Consider the following 22,669-nt stretch of genomic DNA (forward strand, 5'->3'; position numbering starts at 1 on the left):
GTTAGACCACGTGAACGACACGCCAGAAACCCCTGAAAACGAAGACGAAAACCCAATTGCACGGCCCGCCTACAGCGGCCCCACCGTGTCGATCACGGACGAGATGAAAACATCCTATCTCGACTACGCCATGAGCGTGATCGTCAGCCGCGCCATTCCCGACCTGCGCGACGGGTTGAAACCGGTTCACCGGCGCATCCTTTATGCCATGCACGAGACCAACAACACGCATGACAAAAGCTATCGCAAGTCGGCCCGCCCCGTCGGCGATGTGATGGGTAAATACCACCCGCACGGCGACAGCGCGATCTATGACGCACTGGTGCGGATGGCTCAGAATTTCTCGATGTCGCTGCCCCTTCTGGACGGTCAGGGCAACTTCGGCTCGATGGATGGCGATAACGCAGCCGCGATGCGTTATACCGAAGTGCGGATGGACAAACCTGCCGCCTTCCTGCTTGCCGATATCGACAAGGAAACTGTTGATTTCCAAGACAACTACGATGGCAAAGACCGCGAGCCAACCGTTCTGCCCGCGCGCTTTCCCAACATGCTGGTCAATGGTGCGGGCGGTATTGCCGTCGGCATGGCCACCAACATTCCGCCGCACAATCTGGGCGAAGTCATCAATGCCACGCTGGCGCTGATCGACGAACCCGACCTGACCAGCGAAGAGCTGATCGACTATGTGCCCGGCCCCGATTTTCCCACTGGCGGCATCATGCTGGGCCGCACCGGCGCGCGCAAAGCCTATCTCGAAGGCCGCGGCAGCGTCATCATCCGCGCCAAAACCCGCGTCGAAGAGATCCGCAAAGACCGCTATGCCATCGTCATCGACGAGATTCCCTATCAGGTCAACAAGGCCAGCATGATCGAGAAGATCGCCGAACAGGTGCGCGAGAAAAAGATCGAAAACATCGCCCATGTTCAGGACGAATCCGACCGCAACGGCGTGCGTGTGGTGATCGAGCTCAAGCGCGATGCCACCCCCGAAGTGGTGCTGAACCAACTGTTCCGCTTCACCCCGATGCAGGTCTATTTCGGCTGCAACATGCTGGCACTGAACGGGGGGCGCCCGGAACAGCTGACGCTGCGCCGCTTCCTGACCTGCTTCATCGACTTCCGCGAAGACGTTGTCGCCCGCCGCACCGCTTACGAGCTGCGCAAGGCCCGCGAACGCAGCCATATCCTGTGTGGCCTGGCCGTCGCCGTCAGCAACGTCGATGAAATCGTCGCCACCATCCGCGCCTCTGCCGATGCGGCGGACGCGCGCGAAAAACTGATGACCCGCCGCTGGCCCGCGCATGAGATCATCGAATACATCAAGCTGATCGACGATCCGACCCACAAGGTCCATGACGACGGCACCTATAACCTCTCCGAAACACAGGCCCGCGCCATTCTGGAACTGCGCCTGCAGCGCCTGACGCAGATCGGTGTCAAGGAAGTCACCGACGAGCTGCAGGAACTGGCCGGCAAGATCCGTGAATACCTCGAAATTCTCGGTAGCCGGGAACGGATCATGGGCATCATCGCCGACGAGCTGCGCGAAGTCCGCGATCAGTTCGCCGTGCCGCGCCGCACCGAGATCGTCGATTGGTCCGGTGACATGGACGACGAAGACCTGATCGAACGCGAGGATATGGTCGTGACCATTACCTCGGGCGGGTATATCAAACGCACACCTCTGGTCGATTTCCGCGCGCAGCGCCGGGGCGGAAAAGGCTTGGCAGGCATGTCCACCAAGGACGAAGACGTGGTCACCACGCTGTTTGTGGCCAACACCCACACGCAGCTGCTGTTCTTCACCACCGACGGCATGGTGTATAAACTGAAAACCTGGCGCCTGCCGCTGGGGGGCCGCACCGCCAAGGGCAAGGCCATCGTCAATATCCTGCCGATGACACCGGGTGTTTCGATCGCCGCAATCATGCCGGTTGATCGCCCCGAAGAGGAATGGGCCGATCTGCAGATCGTCTTCGCCACCTCCGCAGGCGACGTGCGCCGCAATGCGCTGTCGGATTTCACCAACGTGATGCGCAACGGCAAAATTGCCATGGACCTGCCCGATGATGTCTCGCTGGTTAACGCCCGCATCTGCGATGCGAATGACGATGTGATGCTGACCACCAATTCGGGCCGCGCGATCCGCTTTCCGTCGACCGATGTGCGGGTCTTCAAGGGCCGCAAATCGACCGGCGTGCGTGGTATCCGTCTGTCGGGCGATGACAAAGTTGTCTCGATGTCGGTGATCAGCCACTTCGACGCCACGTCCGAAGAACGCGCCGCCTATCTCAAAATGCGCCGCGCCATGGCCGGTCTTGCTGATGATGGCGAAAGCGACGACGAAGACGTAGCCGCTGATCCGAACTTCTCGAACGAACGGTACGTTGAAATGTCGGCCGCCGAAAACCTGATCCTTACGATCTCGGAAACGGGCACAGGCAAGCTCAGCTCCAGCCATGACTATCCGGTGCGTGGGCGTGGCGGCATGGGCGTGGCCGCGATGGACAAGGCGATGCGCGGCGGCGACCTTGTTGCCTCTTTCCCGGTCGAGGTTGACGATCAGATCATGCTCGCCACCTCCAAGGGTCAGTCGATCCGCGTCCCGGTCGAGGGGATTTCCTTCCGCTCGCGCAGCGCTGGCGGGGTCAAGGTCTTCGACACTGGCAAGGGCGAGCTTGTGGTCTCGGTCGCCCGGATCGCCGATCAGGGCGACGAAGAAGCGCCCGAAGACGAAGCCTGAGCAACACGGCTGCCCCGGCGCGGGGCAGCCGGAAATGCTGGACCGACCCCAGCAAAGCCTATAGGCTAAATATTCAACCTATACCTGTATCCTATCCGTAAACCGGTGCCTGTTTTTTTCTCTCTTCGGAAGGATGAACATGAAAAACTGGGATGACTTTCGCCACCTTGTTGCCGTTCATAAAACCGGCAGCATGACCAAGGCCGCCGATCTGTTGGGCACCAACCCCGCCACGGTATCACGCAGGCTGGCGCGTTTGTCCTCAACCCTGGGGGTTGATCTGTTTCTCAAAACGCCGGGCGGATGGTCACCCAATGTGGCCATTCTTGATTTGCTCGACAGCGTAACGGCGTTCGAGAATGAACTCGAAAAGATGCTCAATACCCCCCTGACGACGGGTGTGCCGTTGAAAGGTGCGATCACCATCGGGTGCCCGCCTTTCCTTGCGCACCGTGTCCTGTTTACCGGTCTGGGTGATTTTCAGCGCATCGCGCCGGACATATCGCTGACCTTCAACCGCACCATTTTTCAGGACTCACTGGGCGACAATGACCTGTTCATAACCTTGGCCCGCCCCGAACAGGGCCGCTTGGTCGTCAGCCCGCTGGGGCATTACAAAACAGGTTATTACGCCTATCCCGACAGCCCGCTTGATCAGGGCTGGATCGGGCTTTCCGCGATTTACGATCAACGTGGCACAAGCCCCTCGGAACTGCCGAAGATGTCCGCCGCCCCGCGCGTCCGGCTGGACACATTCGACGCGGTGCACGAAGTCATGCGCTCCACCCGATTGCCCGGCATCTTGCCACGCCTGGAAGCCGACGCCGATCCCGACCTCGCCCCCTGCTTCCCTGACGTGCCTGCGTCCGAATTCACCTTTTACCTGTGCTTCCACGAAACGCGGCGCACCGACGCCGTTCTGCAATGTGTGGTACAATGGGTCAAAGACCGGTTTCACGGCCTGCAAGAACAACTCTGACCCAGATTTTGGGATGTTCCGCCCACCGCCGCCCCTACCATCCGACTTTTTTGCAATAGCAGGCATGCATTCTTCGATGTTGTTTGCCCGTGATGAGTGTGTCTAACTAAACCTAAAGAAGAATACAGCTAAGGCAGCATCAAAAAATGTTTTCTCCCCTTCCCCTCGTTCAAGCCATTCTCAGGGTCGGACTCGCCATTCTGCTGTGCTTTCACACCACAATTCAAATCCTCCCGGCGGACTTGGTCACTGTGAAGGGGGTTTCTGATTTGCCGACCTTCACAGTGGCTGTCTTTTCCGTTGTGGTCCTGTCAAACATCTTGCTGATGTTCGGGATCTGGACACAGGCCATGGCCTTCATCGGCACCGCCCTTTTCGCGTGGAGCAGCCTCAATCAGACGGTTGATCTTTCCGCCTCGCCGGAATCGCTGCCGACGATGGCTATTGCGATCTTGGTTTGCCTGTTTTTGCTGATGTTCGGCGGCGGATCATTCTCCGACCTGCGCCGCATGATCAACCGTTCGCCCGATCTTCATGCCTGAATGAACAAACATGACCGTGCCTTGGCACGGCCATGTTTATACGATTTTCCAGGCGGTTAGATACCGTAGAGCCCGCCAAACTTTTCCTCAAGATAGCTCAGCAAAGGCGCCTCCGATGGGGTCATTCCGCTGGCGCGCGCGATCACATCGCGCGGCTCGTACAACCCGCCATGAGTTTGCAGGTTTGCTGAAAGCCACCCCGTTGCCCCGCTCAGATCGCCCTCGGCCAGCTGATCATCCAAACCCGGAACCGCCGCGCGAAGCGCCTGATACAGGCACCCCGCATAGACGTTGCCAAGGCTATAGGTCGGGAAATAACCAAACAGCCCCTCGGACCAGTGCACATCCTGCAAACAGCCATGCGCCGGTTGATCCACCGCAAACCCGAAATCCGCCAGAAAGCGGTCATTCCAGGCGCTTTCCAGATCCTTCACCGCCAAATCGCCCGAAATCAGCGCCCGCTCCAGATCGAACCGCAACATGACGTGCAGGTTGTATTGCACCTCATCCGACTCGGTTCGGATGAAGTTGTTCGACAGCCGGTTCACCGCCGCATAGAACGCATCCTCGCTCGCAATGCCAAAATCTCCAAAGGAATCGCGCATCTGCGCATACAGCCAGCCCGTAAAGGCACGGCTGCGGCCCAGTTGGTTTTCGTAAATCCGGCTCTGGCTTTCGTGCACCCCCATCGAGACACCCTGCCCCAATGGCGTCAGCGCATAGTCTTCGTCGATATTCTGCTCGTAACACGCATGCCCAACCTCGTGGATGGTCGAGTAGAAGCAGTTGAACGGATCATTCGGATTGGTGCGCGTGGTGATCCGCACATCGCTGCCCGAGCCGCTTGAAAACGGGTGCACCGCCTTGTCCACCCGGCCCTTGCTCATGTCATAGCCAAAGGTCTTCGCCAAAAGGCGCGTCAGCTTCATCTGCGCGCCTTCGTCGAACGTCCCCTGCAAACCCTCGGGGGCGGGCTTGTCCAAAGCTGCGGCGCGCAAGGCGACCAGTCGCGGCCGAAGGGCAGCAAACATCGCCTCAAGATCGGTTGCCTTCGCGCCGGGCTCATAGTCATCCAGCAGCGCGTCATAGACATCACCACCCTCGGCCAGCGCCGCCCCCTCTTCGCGCTTCAGCTCCAGAACCTTGCTCAGCAACGGGGTAAATCCGGCAAAATCATTGTCCGCTCGCGCCTCGGCCCACTTCAGATGCGCCCGGCTGGTGGTGCGCGCCAGTTCAGTCGCCAGCGCAGCAGGCACCCGGTTGGTGCGCTCGAACGACCGGCGGATATGGCGCATCTGCGCTTGCCCCACCTGATCCAGCGCCGCATCGTCCACCGCCGCCAGCCACGCGCCAACCTGCGGATCGGTACGGCGCGCATGCAACACGCTTTCCATCGCCGCCATCTCCTCGGCCCGCTGATCTGCGGCGCCGCGCGGCATCACCGTTTCCTGATCCCAGTTCAGCCGCCCCGCGACTTGCGCCAAGGCCCCGGTTTCGCGCTGAAACGCCATCAACTGTTCAAAGGCTGTCATATCATGCTCCACGGATCGAGGTTACTTTGGGATAGGCGCTCAGGAACCGCGCCCGCAAAATCAGGACCCAGACCACAACGGCCAGCACCTGATGCACAATCGCCACCTGCCACGGCGCGCCGGTAATCACGGTCGCAATGCCAAGCGCAACTTGCGCGCACAGCGCGATAAACGCGGCTGCAAATGCGGCCCGTGTGATCCCATGCGCAGATTTGCGTCCACGCAGGAGCACCATGATCCCAAAGGCAAACAGCGCATAGCCGACACAGCGGTGAATGAACTGCACCAACCCCGGATTTTCAAAGAAGTTGCTCCACAGCGGGCTCAGCATAAACGGATCGGGCGGCAAAACCTGCCCGCCCATCAACGGCCAATCGGTATAGGACCGCCCCGCATCAATCCCCGCCACAAGCGCCCCGATCAGGATCTGCAGAAAGGCGAAATGCAACCAGCCGGTTGAAAGCGAAAACAGCTTGGCCTCACGCCCGCGCCGCGCCTGCATCAGATCGCGCTCTTCGCGGCCCAACAGGAACATGTACCACGCGATGAACCCCAAAATAACAAACGCCAACCCCAGATGCACCGCCAACCGGTAACTTGCCACATCCAGCATCGACCCCTTCAGCCCCGAACTGACCATCCACCAACCGACGGCGCCCTGAGCTCCGCCCAAGACACCGATCAACAGCAACCGCCGCGTCCAGCCCACCGGCACCTTGCGCGCCAGCGCAAAGCCCGCAAACCCCAGCGCCCAAACCAGCCCGATCACCCGACCCAGCTGCCGATGGCTCCATTCCCACCAGTAAATCTGTTTGAAATCAGCCAGATCCATCCACTTGTTCTGCATCTGGAATTCTGGGATCTCCTGATACTTGGCGAACTCCGCCTGCCAATCCGCCGCGTTCATCGGCGGCAATGCCCCCGTCAGCGGGCGCCATTCGGTGATGCTCAGCCCGCTGTCGGTTAGCCGCGTCAGCCCACCCACCGCAATCATCGCCACCACCAGCGCAAACAAGACCGCCAGCCAACCCCGGATCGCCCCGCGCGCACCGCGCCGGGCCGTGTCGATCATCCCGCCGACCGCTGGCTTCTGCTCTGCGGTCTGGGTCCCAACCTCTTCAAAGATACTGCGTTTCTGGCTCATGCTGCCCCTCCGGTTTCAGCGCAGATTATGGCGCGACCGCGCCTGCGTGCAAGGGCAAGCGCCGGGCCAATTGCCGCTCCGCACGCTTTTCCGCACCCCCAAAGGCTCAGCTATCGCGCCGCCGGATAATCTGCCGCAAAATACCGTGCAACATCTGCACATCCGCCCGCGTCAGCCGCATCCGGCCCCACAGATTACGCAGGTTCACCTTCATCCCCGGCGCCTTGTCTGCTGGAAAGAAAAAACCTGCCTCGTCCAGCCGCTCTTCATAATGCTCGGCCAGCTTTTCGATCTCGATCCCGCTGGCCCAATCGGTCTTGGCCAGATCGACCGTTTCCGCCACGACCTCAACCGATTGCCGCCGCCACTCATAGGCCGTCAGCAACACGCATTGCGCCAGGTTCAGACTGAAAAACTCAGGGTTCACCGGGACCGAGATAATGGCATTCGCCCGCGCCACATCCTCGTTTTCCAACCCGGCGCGCTCCGGCCCGAACATCACCGCCACCTTCTCACCGCGCCCGATCATCTCGCGCGCCATCTCCATCGCGCGTTCCGGGCTGACAACTGGCTTGGTCAGCCCCCGCGCCCGCGCCGTGGTGGCAAACACGAATGAACAATCCGCCAGCGCTCCGGCGACATCGTCACACAAAACCGCCTCGTCCAGCAACCGCCCCGCGCCGCTGGCCAACGCCACTGCACGCGGATTGGGCCAGCCATCGCGCGGCGCCACGATCCGCATCCGGTCCAGCCCGAAATTCCACATCGCACGGGCGGCCCCGCCGATATTCTCGCCCATCTGCGGGCGCACCAGAACAAAGGCAGGTTGCGGGGTTTCGCTTGGCATCGGTTTACTCCATTCCATTGCGCGCCTGATACGCCAGCCCCCCCGCCAATCCAACCCCTCGCGCTTCTTTCTGATCCAAATACTCACCCCAGCCTCCGCCGCCGCCACCAACGCCCGCACAGATACGCCCCCCGTAGCCAAGCCGGTTTTTCCACGCTATACCGGCGCGATATCGCAAATCAGGAGCCCGCAATGGCCGAGTTCGAGCAGCCACAGATCTATCTCATCACCCCGACCGAGTTCGAACTGTCGCAGTTCCCTGATCGCCTCGGTGCGGTTCTGGACACGCACGAGATCGCCTGCGTCCGCCTCAGCCTTGCCACCCGCGACGAAGACCGGATCAGCCGCGCCGCCGACGCGCTGCGCGAAGTGACCCACGCGCGCGACGTGGCGCTGGTGATCGAAAGCCACCTGCTGATGGTGGAACGGCTTGGGCTTGACGGCGTGCACCTGACCGACGGCGCCCGCTCGATCCGCAAAACCCGCAAGGCCCTGGGCGACGACGCAATCATCGGCGCGTTCTGCGGCACATCGCGGCACGAAGGCATCAACGCCGCCGAAGCCGGGGCGGACTACGTCAGCTTCGGCCCTGTGGGCGACACGCCACTGGGCGATGGCACCAAAGCTGAAACCGAAGTGTTCGAGTGGTGGTCGGAAATGATCGAAGTGCCCGTCGTCGCCGAAGGCGCCCTGACGCCGCAGTTGATCCAGACACTGTCGCCGCTCACCGACTTCTTCGGCATCGGCGATGAGATCTGGCAGGCCGAGGATGCCTCCGCCGCCCTTGCCGCGCTGAAATCCAACTTCTAAGGCTTAGCCGCGCGGCAAACGGTCCAGAACCGCCTTTGCCGCGCGCAGCCCTGGCGCTTCGCCACCCCGCCCCAACCGCTCCATCGTCAATCGCATCGCGGCGTGTTGCGCCTGCGGATCATCCAGCACCTGCAACAGCGCGGGCGCGATCGCCTCGGGGCGGCATTTCTCGCCAATGAATTCCGGCACCACGCGGGTTTCACTGACCAGATTGACCAATGTGACCGTGTCCACCTTCAGCATCCGGCTGATAACCTGACGGCTCATCCAGCTCATGTCATAGGCGATGACCATCGGCGTATCGTTCGCCGCCAACTCCAACGAGACCGTGCCCGAGGTCGCCAGCGCCGCTTCCGCCACCGCAAAGGCCTGCGCTTTCTCGCGTTTATAGTCGTCACTCGCGCGCCCGCGCGGGTCCAGCACAATCGGCGCTCCGGGCCAATCGCGCACAGCCGCCTGCACCAGTTCGGTCACGTTGCCCGTGGTCGGGATCACCAGCCGCAGATCGGGCCGTGCCGTCAGAATTTTCTGCAAGGCCGCGCCAAACACCGGCGTCATCCGCGTCACCTCGCCCCGGCGCGATCCCGGCAGCACCAGCAGAACCGGCGTATCGCCCAGCCCATGCTCAGCGCGAAACGCCTGCGCACCCGCCGCATCTGCCACCGGCTCGGCCACCACTGGGTGGCCTACGAAATCACACGCCATCCCTGCGGCCTGCATATAAGGTGGCTCGAACGGGAACAGCGCCAGCACATGGTCAATGACCTTCGCCATTTTCGCCGCCCGCCCCGACCGCCACGCCCAGACCGTTGGTGCCACATAGTGCACGGTGCGAATGGCGCTTTGCGCCTTCACCCGGCGTGCAACGCGCAGGCAGAAATCGGGGCTGTCGATGGTGATCAGTACATCCGGCTGCGCCGCCAGAACCGCCGCCGCCGTCTGATTGATCCGCCGCATCAGTTGGCGATATTTCGGCAGGATCTCGGCGATTCCCATCACGCTCAGCTCGTCCATCGGGAACAGGCTGTCCAACCCCTGATCGCGCATCAATGGCCCGCCAACGCCCAGAAACTCAACCTCGGTCAGACTGGACAGCCCCGCCATCAAAGCCGCGCCCAGCTTATCGCCCGACGCTTCACCCGCGATCACAAACACCTTCATTACAAAACCCGCGACAGCAGGAACAGCCCTGCCTTTTCAATGGCATCCAAGGTGCTCTTGCGTTCCAGAATCAAAACATGTTCCGCCTGCACCACGATCCCGGCAAGATCAGCGGCGGCCACCCGCGCCACGGTATCGGGGCCGATCGCAGGCATATCGACCCGCAAATCCTGCCCGCGCTTGGCAGCCTTTACAAACACCCCCCGCGCCCCACGACGCAAAGCGGGCGGCGTTTTGGCAACGAACTCCAGCAACGCATCGGTGCCCTGAATCGTCTCGATCCCCAGACACAGACCACCGGCCACAACCGCACCCTGCCCGACATCCACCGGCGCCAGCGCATCCAGAATATCCGCCGCGCGATCCGCATCATCCAGATCGCCCGCAGTTGGCGCAGCCCCAACCGACAGCCCCTCTTCAGCCGTCAGCCCCGGCAACACCTCATGCGCGCCCAGAACGTCAAACCCTTGCTCTTCGAAAATCGTGATCACCAACCGCAGCAACGTGTCATCGCCACCCTGCATCGCCGCCAGCAAACGCGGCGCCAGCGCCAACATCACCGGATCAAACTTCGCCGGGTCCAAAGGCGGCCGCGCCATGGATCCCGCAAGCACCACCTGCCCCACGCCCTGCGCACGCAGATCGTCGAACACCGCGCCCAACGCCTCGAACTGGTGCACAACCGCGCCGGGCACCTGATGGGCGACGCCGTCAAACGCCACGCACAGCGCCTCTGGCTGCGCTGCCGCAATCTCGGCGGGCAACGCGCCACTGCCCGCCAGAATGGCCAAACGCCCCGCCATCAGCTCCGCGGGGTCAGGAACGACCGATCGCTGCTGCCGGTGATAAACTCAACGATCTGGCGCACATAGGCACTGTCGGTTTCCTCGCCCAAGGCGCGCGCGCGCTCTTGAAACGCGCCTTCACCGCTGGCCAGCCGCTTCATCGCATCGCGCAGTGCCGTAATATCCGCCCGCGCCACGCCGCGCCGCTTCAACCCAACCAGGTTCAGCCCGTCCAGCTCGCCGCGCGAGGCCTGCACCAGACCGTAAGGAATGACATCCGCCGTCACCATCGTGACCGCGCCGATGATCGCGCCCTGCCCGATCCGCACCCATTGATGCACGCCCGACAGCCCGCCGATGATCACATCATCGCCAATCACACAATGCCCCGCCAGCGCCGCGTTGTTCACCACAACAACCCGGTCCCCCAGCATCACATCATGCGCCACATGACTGCCCGCCATGAACAGCCCGTCATCGCCAACTTTGGTCAGCCCGCCACCGCCTTCGGTGCCTGCATTCATCGTCACATGTTCGCGGATACGGTTGCGCCGCCCCACTTCCAGCCGAGTCTGCTCGCCGCGGAATTTCAGATCCTGCGGGATCTCGCCAATACACGCGAAGGGAAAGATCACCGTATCGTCACCGATCACGGTTTGGCCGGTCACAACCACATGGCTTTTCAGCTCGACCCGGTCACCCAGAACCACGTCCGCCCCAACAAGGCAGAACGGGCCGACACGGCACCCCGCGCCCAGCTGAGCACCGGCCTCGATGATCGCAGAAGGATGTATGTTGGTGCTCATCGGCGCTTACTCCTTGGGCAGGTCCATCATCGCGGTAAACTCGGCCTCGGCCGCCATGTCGCCCTCGACCGTGGCCACGCCGCCAAACTTCCAGACCTTCGCACCGGGTTTGCCGCGCAGGGTCGTCAGCTGCATCTCCAGCACATCGCCCGGCACCACCATACGGCGGAACTTGGCCTTGTCGATCGCCATGAAATACACCAGCATATTCTTGTCGGCCATATCCAGCGCGGCCCCCACCATCACGGCAGCGGTCTGCGCCATCGCCTCGATGATCGTCACACCGGGCATGATCGGTTTGCCGGGGAAATGGCCCTGAAAATGCGGCTCGTTCATGGTCACGTTCTTGATCCCCCGCGCCGAGACACAGCCATCAATATCCACAACCTTGTCAATCAGAAGAAACGGATAGCGATGTGGAATAATACGTTGGATCATTCCGATGTCCGCTGTCAGCAGCTGCTCTGTCATTGGTCTTTCCCTTTCTGGCCGAAGCGTCTCGACTGGCGTTGACCCCTAGCAATAAGGCGCAGCCGGAGCAAGCGGGCTACTCTTGCGGTTTGGGGTCTGGCAGACCGCTGCCATCACCGATCGCCGCATCAATCCGCGCAACCGCCTCTTCTGTTACGTCAATGATGCGCGCACTCAGAAAAACGCTGCGGCGCTCGACAATCAATGCGGCCCCCGCATCGGCCATCAGACCTTCCAACTCTGGGCGCACCGCCGTCAGAAATTGCAGCTGCGCCAGATCGGTTTGCTGGGTCAGCGCCCGCGTTTTGGCATTCTGTTCAGCGCGGATCTTCTGCACCTTTGCATCGAACGCATCCGCCAGCTTTCGAAAAGCTTCGGGCGTCATCTGCGGGCGCTGATTGGTCAGGCGCTTTTCTTCCTCGATCAGCTCACCTTCGATGCGCCGGTTTTCGGCTTCCAGCACTCTGCCTTCGGCCTCGAACTCCTCGGCGACGCGCTTGCCAAAGGCCGAGTCAGCGAACAGACGCTCGGAATCTATCGTCAGAACCGGGCTGCGCATGCCCTGCGTTTCCTGCGCCGCGACTGGCGCGGCCAACGCCATCAGCGCCCACAGGCCGACGACGCGCAGACCACGCCCCAAAGCCCCAGTCATCAGAACTCGGTCGAGATCGTCAGGTTGAAGGTCTGCTCCAGATCCTCGTCCTCTTTCTTCAGCGCCTTGGTCCAGTTGAACCGCAACGGCCCCACCGGCGTGGTCCAGAACAGGGACAGGCCAAGCACATGGCGGGCGTTGAAACCTTCATACAACACCGTGCCGCTGGCCGTGCTTGTGTCACCCAAGCCCCAAAGCGAGCCGACATCATAGAACACACCGCCCGAAATACCGTATTCCTCAGGCAGGCCCAGCGGGAATTCCGCCTCGAACCGGGCGACAGCAAACATGTCGCCCCCCAACGCGTCGTTCGATCCTGTGACACCGTCGATCTCACGCGGGCCAATGCCGTCCGGCTCGAAACCGCGCATGATGCCGTTGCCGATCTGGAACCGGTCAACCGCACGGCTAGAGCCGCTGTTCATGCTCAGAACCCCGGCCTCAACCGTGGCGCGCAACGTGATTTCTTCGTTCATGACCTTGGTCTGGGCCACCGCCTTGGCGGTTGTCTTGACGTATTCGGAATCTCCGCCAAGACCGGTGAACTCCTGACCAAACTGGAACAGAACCCCCGCATTGGGATTCAACCCGGTGCGCCGCGTGTCATAGCTGAAGTTATACCCGATGCCGCTGCTCCACAGCACGCCCTGCGCGATCTCGCTGCCGATGATGCCGCCGTAAACATCGCCACCATCCTGCATATCCAACCGTTCCGCCTTGTAAAACAGGCCAAGACGACCGTTATCACTGACCGGGAAGGTAAAGCCGGGGCTGAACCGACCAACTGTTGAATCGTAGCTTGAAAAATCGCTCTGCGTCTCACGATAGGACAGGTCGAAGTCGAATTGCAGATCACGCCCCAGAAAGGCGGGCTCTGAAAACCGCAGCCCGTACACCCGGTTGGTATCCGCACCCGAGAATGACAGGCCAATTTTCTGCCCCCGCCCAAGGAAGTTCTCTTCCTTGAAGCTCACGACCAAACCGATACCGCCGTTGGTCGAATAGGTGCCGCCAAAAGACAGCGAACCCGTGGTGGTTTCTTCAACGTTGACCCCCACGATGACCCGGTCCGGGCTTGACCCTTCGCGCGCCTTCACATCGGATGCGCTAAAGAAGCCAAGCGCACGGATGCGCTCTGCGCTTTCACGGATCTCACGCGGGTTGAACGGATCGCCCTCGACGATCTTGAACTGACGCCGGATCACCTGATCCATTGTCGTCGTGTTGCCCTCGATATCGATCCGCTCGACAAAAACGCGCGGCCCGCGCGACAGCACGAACTCCACATCCAGCGTCAGATCGCGATCATTGCGGGTGATGCGCGGCTCGACCCGCACAAAGTTCAGGCCCTTCTTGTTGGCAAGCCGTTCCAGACGAGCGATCGAGTTTTCAACGATCGTCGGCGAATAGATCACGCCCGGCTTCACCTTCAGCGCGGCCATGAACTCGTCAGAATCCACATCCGCCAATTCGCTCGAGGCCGAGATTTCGCCAAAACGGAACTGCTGCCCTTCCTGCACGTTCATCGTCAGGTAATAGCCGTCCCTCTCGCGGGTCAGCTCGGCGTTCACGCCGGTGATGCGAAAATCGACATACCCGCGCGACAGATAGAAATCGCGCAGCACCTGCTTGTCGAACTCGATCCGATCTTCGACAAGCGTGTCACGCTTGATCAGCGTCCGCAGCAGACCGGCCTGCTTGGTCTGCAAGACCCGGCGCAGGCGGCCATCAGAATATTTTTCGTTGCCGACAAAGCTCAGGCGTTCAATCTCGGTAATGCCACCTTCGAAGATTTCAAACACCAGATCCACGCGATTATCGCTGCGTCGGATGATCCGCGGGGTCACCGTGGCCGACAACCGGCCCGCCTGATTATAGGCTTCAGCAATACTTGCGGCATCACGTTCGGCCACGGTCGGGCTGAACACCAGACGGGATTTCGACTGGATCATCGCCTCCAACGCCTCATCCTTCAGGCGGCGGTTGCCTTCGATGCTGATCTTGTTGATCGTCGGGAATTCGCGCACGACGATAACCAGCTTGCCACCGCGCGGCTCGATCTCGACCGACTCGAACAATCCGCTGGCGACAATACGCTGATAGGCCGCATTCAACTCTGCTGCCGAAACCGTTTTTCCACGGGCGATTCCCGCATAGCTCAGAATTGTGCCCGCCTCGATCCGCTGGTTGCCCTCAATCGAGACCGTGTTGAAACGATAGCTTTGCGCTGCGGCATCCGTTGGCAAAGAGACCAACGCCGTTGTCGCACAAAGGAAAATCGCTGCACCGGTCTGGCGCAGACTGTTTGTGATTGCGGCATGGCGCACGCGCCGACCCCCCGTATTATTGTTCATTCGGTCAACCCAGTCAGACATCACACTACTTGTCTGACTAACGGGATTGCCTCGTGTTGTCAAAAGCGCAAACACCCGCCACGAAACCGGGGCGGGTGTGTCAAATCGGGCAAGTGGCTGCGATCATCAGAAACTGCGCAGGTGTGCCCCTGCAGCCATGGCGATGCCGACCATGCCAACAACCAAGATGCGGTCCCAGTTCAACAAAACCAAAAGCCCAAGTCCGCGATATCCGCTCGTTAGTGTCTGCATTGTTCCGTCTTTCGAAAATTCTGTCGTCGCACACAACCTTAAGCAGAGAATGTGGCGGGAGTTGGGCGCAACAACAGATTTCGTCTCGGAATTCCCGCGATTACGGGCAAAACAGATCGTTAAACAGCGCGAATGCCATCATCGACAGGATCAGCGTCAGCCCCACCGTCATCAGAATGCGCAGCGCTTTTTCGCTGGGCGGCCGACCGGTAACCGCCTCAAAAGCGTAAAACGTCAGATGCCCGCCATCCAGAACCGGCACCGGGAACAGGTTCAACAGCCCCACCGCCGCCGACAGCACCCCGATGAAATAGACAAAGCTCTGCGTGCCCTGGCTGGCCATCGCGCCCGAAACCTGCGCAATGCCCAACGGGCCGGACATATTGCAGGTGCTAATCGCGCCGCTGATCATATGATACAGCCCCGAGACCGAGCTTTTGACGATGTTCCACGTCATGCTGACGCCGCCCCACAGCGCCTGCCCCAGACCGGGGGCCTCGGTCGCCGGCTCAAACGCCAGCCCACCCATAATCCCGATCCGCCAGTTGGTTTCAAACCCGCCATCCTCCTGCGGCTCGTCCATCGGGCGCGGCGTCAGCGTAAATTCCATCATCTCGCCTGCGCGCCAGACCGTCAGCAACAGCGGCTGCCCCTCTGCCGCCAGAACCGCATCCTTCAGCTGATCAAACGCAAAGATCGGCGTGCCATCCACGGCGGTGATCACGTCGTCAATCTTCAGCCCGATCTCATAGGCCGCCGATTGCGGCGCAAGCTGCGAAATCGCGGGCGCCATCGGGTACGGCCCTTTGACCGTCATCTCGGTCCCGTCGCGACGCACGACATACTCCAACTGCGGTTCCACCGGAATCGCATCAAGAAAATCGCTGAAGTCACCCCCGGCATAATCCGGCAGATCCTGCCCCGCGATGGCGATAACCTCATCGCCCGGCCGCAACGCGGTCTCGAACGGCATCGGGCGCAGCGCGCCAACGGTCAGCGGTTCAGTGACCACGCCACTGCTCAACCCGATGGTTGTGAACACTGCAATCGACAGAATGAAGTTGAACACCGGCCCCGCTGCCACGGTCGCCGTGCGCGCCCAAAGCGGCGCACCATGCATCGTGTGGCGCAACTCTTCGCTCGACAGCGCCTGCATCGCCGCGCCGTCCTTACCCGCCGAGGCCGCATCCGCATCGCCCAGAAACTTCACATAGCCGCCAAACGGCAACAGCGCGAACTGCCAACGCGTGCCGCGCTTGTCCATCCGCGAGAACAGCACCGGCCCGAACCCCAGCGAAAACACCTCGGCCCGGATCCCGGACCAGCGCCCAACGATATAGTGCCCATATTCATGCACGGCGACGATCACCGACAAAGCCACCACAAAGGCCAGCGCGGTCGTAAGAAATCCGCCAACTTCGGGAATTAATGAAAAAATATCCAAATGCCTGTCCTAGCTTTATGTCTGGCTTTGTTGCATGAGGCCACGCAGGGCCTCGTCAGCCCTTATACGGGCCAGATGGTCAGTTTCACCCACGTTATCAAGGCTAATCGCGGCATTGAGAAGGCTAAGGTCGGATGACATTTGCGTCAGAACGGCCTCGACCACCCGCGCCATGTCCAGAAACCCGATGCGCCCGGCGATGAAATGATCCAACGCCCGTTCCTTGGCCGCGTTGAAAATCGCGCCCGACATCCCGCCCTGCGCCATCACCTGCTGTGCCAGCCGCAACGCCGGATACCGTGCCGGATCGGGCGCGCAGAAGCTCAAGCGTCCGATCTGCGCCAGATCCAGCCGCTCCACCGGCAACGCACGCCGTTCGGGCCAGTGCAACGCATAGCCGATCGCATGGCGCATATCCGGCGGGCCGACATGGGCCATCAGCGCCCCATCGCGGAACCCGACCAGCGCGTGCACCAAGGACTCAGGATGCACCAGCACCTCGATCTGCTCAGGCTTCACGCCGAAGAACTCTTTGGTTTCAATGACCTCAAGGGCCTTGTTAAACATCGAAGCGCTGTCAATCGTGATCCGCTGCCCCATGTCCCAATTCGGGTGCGCGGATGCCTCGGCCAGCGTTGCCCCTGCCAACCGCTCCATCGGCCAGTCGCGGAACGCGCCGCCGCTGGCGGTAATGATGATGCGCTCGACCGCGGCCATCTCCTCGCCGACCAGCGCCTGAAAAATCGCCGAATGTTCGCTGTCCACCGGCAGGATCGTGGCGCCATGCGCGCGCGCCGTCTGCATCAGCAACGGCCCCGCCGTCACCAGCGATTCCTTGTTGGCCAGCGCCAGCGTGGCGCCCTGCTCCAACGCCTTGATCCCCGGCGCCAACCCGGCCGCGCCGACAATCGCCGACATCACCCAATCGGCGGGCCGCGTCGCGGCCTCGATCAGCGCGGCCTGCCCGGCTGCTGCCTCAACACCGCTGCCCGCCAATGCCGCGCGCAGATCGTCCAACAGTTCTTCATGCGCTGTCACCGCAAGATCGGCCCGCAACGCCACCGCATCGGCGGCCAGCTGCGCGATGTTGCGCCCGCCCGTCAGGGCGACCACGTCATACTCCTGCGGCGCGCGCGCAATCAGGTCCAGCGTGTTCTGCCCAATTGACCCCGTCGCACCAAAAACTGAAACCCGCCTCATACAGCCCCCGGCGGAAAGCCCATCAGCAGCCCGGCAAACAACGCCAGCAGCAGCGCGCCCAGCATGGCATCGAACCGGTCCAGAAACCCGCCATGACCGGGAATCAACGCCGAGCTGTCCTTGACACCGGCATGCCGCTTGATCGCGCTTTCAGCGATATCGCCCAGCTGTGCCGCCAGCGCCATACCCACGCTGACCGCGATCAACCCCGGACCAGCGGCGCTGTTGGCCATGAACCACGCCCCGACCAACGCCGCACCACCCCAGCCTGCAATCGTGCCCGACCAGGTTTTTTTGGGGCTGACGCGGGGCCAGAACTTCGGACCACCGATCATCCGCCCGGCGAAATATCCCGCCACGTCGCTGGCAATCACCACCAGCACCAGCCAAAGAACCCAGAACAACCCGTGATTTTCCCGCAAGATCAGCGCGCTCACCCCGCTCAGCAGGATCACCGGCGCATAGGCCAACCAGATCAGCTTGTTCGTTCCGGCCCACCCCATCCCGACCAGCGCAACCGCCAGCACCATCGGTAGAATGGCCGACACCGGCACATAAGCGACCGCCGCAACCACCACCGCGCCCAACAGCCCCACACTCAGTGCCGAGCTTGGAGTTTCTGGCGCAAGCATGCGCATCAGCTCCCACAACATCACGCCACAAAGCACTGAAATCATGAGAAGAAATGCAGTCCCGCCCAGCCAGATCCCCGCCCCGCCAATCGCCACCAGGGCGACAGCAGACAGAACCCTTGGCCTCAGATCATCCCATTTTGACGGCGCGGTCATGGTTTGACAGACCCAAATCGCCGATCCCGCGTGCCGTAATTCTGCACCAGACCGGCAAAAACGTCGCGGGTGAAATCCGGCCAAAGCGTGTCAATGAATTCATATTCCGCATAGGCCGATTGCCAGAGCAGGAAGTTTGAAATCCGCGCCTCGCCACTGGTGCGTATTACCAGATCGGGGTCGGGCAACACGCAGGTATCCAGATATTTCGGCAAGGTCTCCTCGTCGACCGAGGCCGGGTCCAACCGCCCCGCCGCCACATCCTCGGCCAGCCGCTTGGTGGCGCGGGCCACCTCGTCGCGTCCGCCATAATTCAGCGCGATGGTCAGATGCACGCGATCATTGCACGCCGTCATCCGCTCCAGCTCGTCCATCAGCGAAATCAGCTTGGCGTCCAGCTTGACCCGATCCCCAATGAACCGCACCCGCACGCCCTCTTCGAACAAAACCCGCGTTTCCTTGGCGATATAGCGGCGAAACAGGCTCATCAGCCCGGCCACTTCAACCTGCGTACGCTTCCAGTTCTCGGTCGAGAAGGCAAAGATCGTGACATATTTCACCCCAAGATCGGGGCAGGCATCCACGACTTCGCGCACTCTTTTGGCCCCGGCATGATGACCGAACAGGCGCGGACGGCCCCGCGCCTGTGCCCAGCGTCCGTTGCCATCCATGATGATGGCAACATGACGCGGGCCTGTTCCCTGTGCAGTATCGGCGGCCATTGTGGCGGGCCCTTTCCGGGTCAGACTTGCATGATCTCGGCTTGCTTGCTCTCAAGCGCCGTATCCACCAGGCCGGTGAACTTGTCCGTCAAAGCCTGTACTTCGGTTTCCCAGAACTTCTGGTCATCTTCCGACATGCCGTCCGCCTTGGCCTTCTTGATCTGATCCATCCCGTCGCGGCGCACATTGCGGATCGCCACGCGGGCGTGCTCGGCATATTGCGCGGCAACGCGCGTCAGATCGCGGCGGCGCTCTTCGTTCAACTCGGGGATCGGCAGCATGATGATCGTGCCGTTCAGCTGAGGATTGATCCCCAAACCGCTGTTCCGAATGGACTTCTCGACAGCACCCACCATCGACTTATCCCAGACGTTGATTGTGACCATGCGCGATTCCGGCACGTTGATCGTGCCGACCTGGTTGATCGGCGTCTTCTGACCATAGGCTTCAACCATGATCGGCTCCAGCATCGAGGCCGAGGCCCGCCCGGTGCGCAGCGAGGCGAATTCGGTCTTCAGTGCCCCCATCGCGCCTTCCATGCGGCGCTGCAGATCGTCGGTATCAATCTCGATTTCTTCTGACATGTCTTCTTTCCTTGCTGCGTGGCCCGGCGCCCCACGATACGGGGCCGGGCCAATCTAGCGTCAACTGTGAACGGTTGTATAGGTGCCTTCCCCGGCCAGAATGCCCCGGAGACCGCCCGGTTCGTCCAGCGAGAACACGATGATCGGCAGGTTGTTGTCGCGTGCCAAAGCAATCGCGCTGGCATCCATCACCCCCAGATGCTGCGCCAGCACCTCATCATAGGTAACCTTGTCGAACCGCTTGGCATCGGGGAATTTCACCGGGTCCTTGTCGTAAACCCCATCCACCTTGGTGCCCTTGAAAATCGCCTGACAGGCCATCTCATTTGCGCGCAATGTGGCGGCGGTATCCGTAGTGAAATAGGGGTTGCCGGTGCCCGCCGCAAAGATCACCACGCGCTTTTTTTCAAGGTGCCGAACGGCGCGGCGGCGGATATAGGGCTCGCAGACCTGATCCATCGGGATCGCGCTGATCACACGGGTAAACACCCCGATCTGCTCCAACGCGGCCTGCATCCCCAGCGCGTTCATCACTGTGGCCAGCATCCCCATGTAATCTGCGGTCGTGCGCTCCATCCCTTGGGCGCTGCCTTGCAGACCGCGGAAAATGTTGCCGCCGCCGATCACCATGCAGATTTCGACGCCCATGTCGTGCACGGTCTTCACCTCGCGGGCGATCCGTTCGACGGTGGGCGGATGCAGCCCGAATCCCTGCGGCCCCATCAGGGCCTCGCCCGAGATTTTCAGCATCACGCGGTGAAATCTGGTCTGTGAGGGCAAATCCGCCGTATCCGGTGAAGTTGGTGTGTGGGCATCATCGGCCATGGCGCGCTCCAAATTGGCAGGGGGTCGGATCGCGCGCAAAATGTCGGAAAACGTCGCCGGGTTCAATCCGAGAACGGCCCCGAAGACAAATTCCGCCTGTTCGCCCTCGAAACATTGCTGAAATCGGACTATGTGGCCTGAATGCTGGACCTTCAAACCATCCCTTCTGACCTGCCGGTGCTGATTGCCGGCCCCACCGCCTCGGGCAAATCCGCTTTGGCGCTGCGAATTGCGCGCGAACAAGGCGGCGTGATCATCAACGCCGATGCGATTCAGGTCTATGACAACTGGCGCACCCTGACCGCCCGCCCCAGCCCTCAGGACGAATCCCAGGTGCCGCATCTGCTTTACGGCCATGTGCCGGGCGACGCGGCTTATTCGGTCGGCCATTGGCTGCGCGAGGTGGCGCCGCTGCTGCGCGACGGTCCGCGCCCGATCATCGTCGGCGGCACCGGGCTGTACTTCACCGCGCTCACCGAAGGTCTGGCCGAGATCCCCGCCACGCCACCCGCGATCCGGGCCGAGGCCGACGCCCGCATTCTGGCCGAAGGTCACGCCCCGCTGCTGGCCGAACTTGATGAAGCCACCCGCGCCCGTGTTGATCCGCTCAACCCGATGCGGGTGCAGCGCGCTTGGGAAGTGCTGCGCAGCACCGGGCGCGGTCTGGCCGCTTGGCAGGCTGAAACACCGACGCCATACCTACGTAATACCGACGTAATACCGATACTGTTTGACGTCGACAAAGACTGGTTGAATGCCCGCATTTCCCGCCGCTTCGATCAGATGCTTGATCAGGGCGCGCTGGACGAGGCGCGCGCCAATTTGCCCGATTGGGATCCGGCGCGCCTGTCGTCCAAAGCCATCGGCGCCCCCGAACTGATCGCCCATCTGCGCGGCGAAATCAGCCTTGAAACCGCCCGCGAGACCGCCACCATCGCCACGCGACAATTCGCCAAAAGACAGCGCACCTGGTTTCGGTCAAAAATGCGAAGCTGGCAGAAATTCCAGCCTGAAATTAGCTAAAACCGGCCGCAACGGCTTTACAATTTTCAATGATTGGTGCCACTACTCAGGGACGGGCTACCTCTTGAGTCCTGACTTTTACTCATTTTCAGAAAAGACTGTGCCCGATACCGCCTCGCCTCCGATCACAGTACAAAGCCTTGCGCAACTCGCGCGGGGTACCACTTGGCGACTGGGCCTGCCGCATGATCGCGCGTGTCATCTGCTGCTTTGGGTGACAAGGGGTCAAGGCCGCGCCATGCTTCAGGGGCTGCGCCGTGGTATTGGCCCACATAATGCCATCTTCATCCCCGCAGGCACATTATTTTCCCTCGATCTTGGCAAAACCGGCTTTGGTCTTGCTGTTCAGATCCCGCTGAATCATGGCCTTCCCTTGCCCGAGGATGCGGTTCTGCTCCGGGTTCGCGATGTTCAGGCGCAGGCTGAAATCACCGGGCGGCTGGACACGCTCCAGCGGGAAATCTCTACGGCCCGCCCGTTCCGGCACCATGCCGTCACCGCCCATGCCATCCTGCTTGCGGTCTGCCTTCGGCGTCAGCTTGGCCTTCAACCTGCGGATCAATCCGAAGACAAGCGCCCCACAGCCGCGCATCGCCTTGTCGCGGCCTTCTGTGCTCTGGTCAGTCGCGACTACCGCAGTGGCAAGCCTATGGCTGACTATGCGACCATGCTGGGGGTCACGCCCACTCACCTGACCCGGTCTTGCAAAGACTGCTGCGGCATGACTGCGGCCGACCTGCTGACCCTGCGCAGCCTCTGCGCCGCTCGCGACATGATCGAAACCACAGACCTGCCGCTGAAAGATATTGGCGAGGCTCTGGGCTTTGGCAGCGCCGCCTATTTTTCGCGTTTTGTCCAGCATCACACCGGCTCCTCTCCCAGCGCCCTGCGCAAAAAAGCAGTTCCCTCCACCGTCACATCCCGTTGAATAAATTGGTTTAGGGGTTGCACAGCGGCCCAATGTCGCTTTTGATTAGGGGCAATGTCGCTTTCAGACCCGCA

At 61.5% G+C, this 22,669-nt stretch carries 22 protein-coding genes; 6 read left to right on the plus strand and 16 right to left on the minus strand.

What is annotated here, in order from left to right:
• Nucleotides 1-10 precede the first annotated feature (10 nt).
• From gyrA to BSF79_RS19420, 3 genes are all read left to right on the plus strand, one after another.
• Nucleotides 11-2,746 (plus strand): DNA gyrase subunit A, encoded by a 2,736-nt coding sequence (gyrA, locus tag BSF79_RS02180; RefSeq protein WP_090267696.1) that lies wholly within the window; start codon nt 11-13, stop codon nt 2,744-2,746.
• Nucleotides 2,747-2,885: 139 nt separating this feature from the next.
• Nucleotides 2,886-3,725 carry a LysR family transcriptional regulator gene (locus tag BSF79_RS02185; protein ID WP_090267883.1) on the plus strand — a complete coding sequence of 280 codons (840 nt, stop codon included), beginning with the start codon at nt 2,886-2,888 and terminating at the stop codon, nt 3,723-3,725.
• Nucleotides 3,726-4,075: 350 nt separating this feature from the next.
• Nucleotides 4,076-4,267 carry a hypothetical protein gene (locus tag BSF79_RS19420; protein ID WP_139246370.1) on the plus strand — a complete coding sequence of 64 codons (192 nt, stop codon included), beginning with the start codon at nt 4,076-4,078 and terminating at the stop codon, nt 4,265-4,267.
• A gap of 56 nt (nt 4,268-4,323) precedes the next feature.
• On the opposite strand, the gene BSF79_RS02195 is transcribed toward BSF79_RS19420, so the two are convergent.
• From BSF79_RS02195 to BSF79_RS02205, 3 genes are all read right to left on the minus strand, one after another.
• Nucleotides 4,324-5,799 carry a carboxypeptidase M32 gene (locus tag BSF79_RS02195; RefSeq protein ID WP_090267701.1) on the minus strand — a complete coding sequence of 492 codons (1,476 nt, stop codon included), beginning with the start codon at nt 5,797-5,799 and terminating at the stop codon, nt 4,324-4,326.
• A gap of 1 nt (nt 5,800) precedes the next feature.
• Nucleotides 5,801-6,943: a heme A synthase gene (gene ctaA, locus BSF79_RS02200; RefSeq protein ID WP_090267704.1), complete on the minus strand. Its 1,143-nt coding sequence runs from the start codon at nt 6,941-6,943 to the stop codon at nt 5,801-5,803.
• 106 nt (nt 6,944-7,049) lie between these two features.
• Nucleotides 7,050-7,790: an RNA methyltransferase gene (locus tag BSF79_RS02205; RefSeq protein ID WP_090267707.1), complete on the minus strand. Its 741-nt coding sequence runs from the start codon at nt 7,788-7,790 to the stop codon at nt 7,050-7,052.
• 192 nt (nt 7,791-7,982) lie between these two features.
• Between BSF79_RS02205 and BSF79_RS02210 the strand changes: the two genes are divergently transcribed.
• A complete protein-coding gene (locus BSF79_RS02210) occupies nt 7,983-8,600 on the plus strand; it encodes a thiamine phosphate synthase (RefSeq protein WP_090267710.1) in 618 nt (205 codons plus the stop codon).
• 3 nt (nt 8,601-8,603) lie between these two features.
• Here the strand turns inward: BSF79_RS02210 and lpxB are convergent, their stop codons facing one another.
• From lpxB to pyrH, 13 genes are all read right to left on the minus strand, one after another.
• Entirely contained in the window at nt 8,604-9,761 is a 1,158-nt protein-coding gene (gene lpxB, locus BSF79_RS02215) for a lipid-A-disaccharide synthase (protein WP_090267714.1), read from the minus strand.
• Entirely contained in the window at nt 9,761-10,564 is an 804-nt protein-coding gene (locus tag BSF79_RS02220) for an LpxI family protein (protein ID WP_090267716.1), read from the minus strand. The genes lpxB and BSF79_RS02220 overlap by 1 nt, the downstream gene beginning before the upstream one ends.
• Entirely contained in the window at nt 10,564-11,352 is a 789-nt protein-coding gene (gene lpxA, locus BSF79_RS02225) for an acyl-ACP--UDP-N-acetylglucosamine O-acyltransferase (RefSeq protein WP_090267718.1), read from the minus strand. The genes BSF79_RS02220 and lpxA overlap by 1 nt, the downstream gene beginning before the upstream one ends.
• A gap of 6 nt (nt 11,353-11,358) precedes the next feature.
• A complete protein-coding gene (fabZ, locus tag BSF79_RS02230; RefSeq protein ID WP_090267720.1) occupies nt 11,359-11,823 on the minus strand; it encodes a 3-hydroxyacyl-ACP dehydratase FabZ in 465 nt (154 codons plus the stop codon).
• 76 nt (nt 11,824-11,899) lie between these two features.
• On the minus strand, nt 11,900-12,475 hold the full coding sequence (locus tag BSF79_RS02235) for an OmpH/Skp family outer membrane protein (RefSeq protein ID WP_175545235.1): 576 nt from the start codon (nt 12,473-12,475) through the stop codon (nt 11,900-11,902).
• Nucleotides 12,475-14,829, minus strand: coding sequence for an outer membrane protein assembly factor BamA (gene bamA, locus BSF79_RS02240; RefSeq protein ID WP_090267722.1), 2,355 nt, complete (start codon nt 14,827-14,829; stop codon nt 12,475-12,477). Before bamA ends, BSF79_RS02235 begins: the two co-directional genes overlap by 1 nt.
• 126 nt (nt 14,830-14,955) lie before the next feature.
• Entirely contained in the window at nt 14,956-15,081 is a 126-nt protein-coding gene (locus tag BSF79_RS20175) for a hypothetical protein (protein ID WP_281248620.1), read from the minus strand.
• Between the two features lie 100 nt (nt 15,082-15,181).
• Nucleotides 15,182-16,525: an RIP metalloprotease RseP gene (gene rseP, locus BSF79_RS02245; protein ID WP_090267724.1), complete on the minus strand. Its 1,344-nt coding sequence runs from the start codon at nt 16,523-16,525 to the stop codon at nt 15,182-15,184.
• Between the two features lie 15 nt (nt 16,526-16,540).
• Entirely contained in the window at nt 16,541-17,725 is a 1,185-nt protein-coding gene (dxr, locus tag BSF79_RS02250; RefSeq protein ID WP_090267726.1) for a 1-deoxy-D-xylulose-5-phosphate reductoisomerase, read from the minus strand.
• Nucleotides 17,722-18,513: a phosphatidate cytidylyltransferase gene (locus BSF79_RS02255; RefSeq protein ID WP_090267729.1), complete on the minus strand. Its 792-nt coding sequence runs from the start codon at nt 18,511-18,513 to the stop codon at nt 17,722-17,724. Before BSF79_RS02255 ends, dxr begins: the two co-directional genes overlap by 4 nt.
• Entirely contained in the window at nt 18,510-19,235 is a 726-nt protein-coding gene (uppS, locus tag BSF79_RS02260) for a polyprenyl diphosphate synthase (RefSeq protein WP_090267731.1), read from the minus strand. The genes BSF79_RS02255 and uppS overlap by 4 nt, the downstream gene beginning before the upstream one ends.
• Nucleotides 19,236-19,255: 20 nt before the next feature.
• The gene (frr, locus tag BSF79_RS02265) at nt 19,256-19,819 is read right to left on the minus strand and encodes a ribosome recycling factor (protein ID WP_090267733.1); all 564 of its coding nucleotides are present in this window, start codon (nt 19,817-19,819) and stop codon (nt 19,256-19,258) included.
• 60 nt (nt 19,820-19,879) lie between these two features.
• Complete coding sequence (gene pyrH, locus BSF79_RS02270; RefSeq protein WP_217650038.1) at nt 19,880-20,569, minus strand: UMP kinase; 690 nt, start codon at nt 20,567-20,569, stop codon at nt 19,880-19,882.
• Between the two features lie 216 nt (nt 20,570-20,785).
• Between pyrH and miaA the strand changes: the two genes are divergently transcribed.
• Complete coding sequence (miaA, locus tag BSF79_RS02275; RefSeq protein WP_090267738.1) at nt 20,786-21,667, plus strand: tRNA (adenosine(37)-N6)-dimethylallyltransferase MiaA; 882 nt, start codon at nt 20,786-20,788, stop codon at nt 21,665-21,667.
• A 214-nt stretch (nt 21,668-21,881) separates the two neighbouring features.
• Nucleotides 21,882-22,595 (plus strand): AraC family transcriptional regulator, encoded by a 714-nt coding sequence (locus BSF79_RS02280; RefSeq protein WP_245776291.1) that lies wholly within the window; start codon nt 21,882-21,884, stop codon nt 22,593-22,595.
• Nucleotides 22,596-22,669 lie beyond the last annotated feature (74 nt).

This window comes from Thalassovita taeanensis, assembly GCF_900110775.1.
In the GTDB taxonomy this organism is placed as follows: Bacteria; Pseudomonadota; Alphaproteobacteria; order Rhodobacterales; family Rhodobacteraceae; genus Litorimicrobium; species Litorimicrobium taeanense.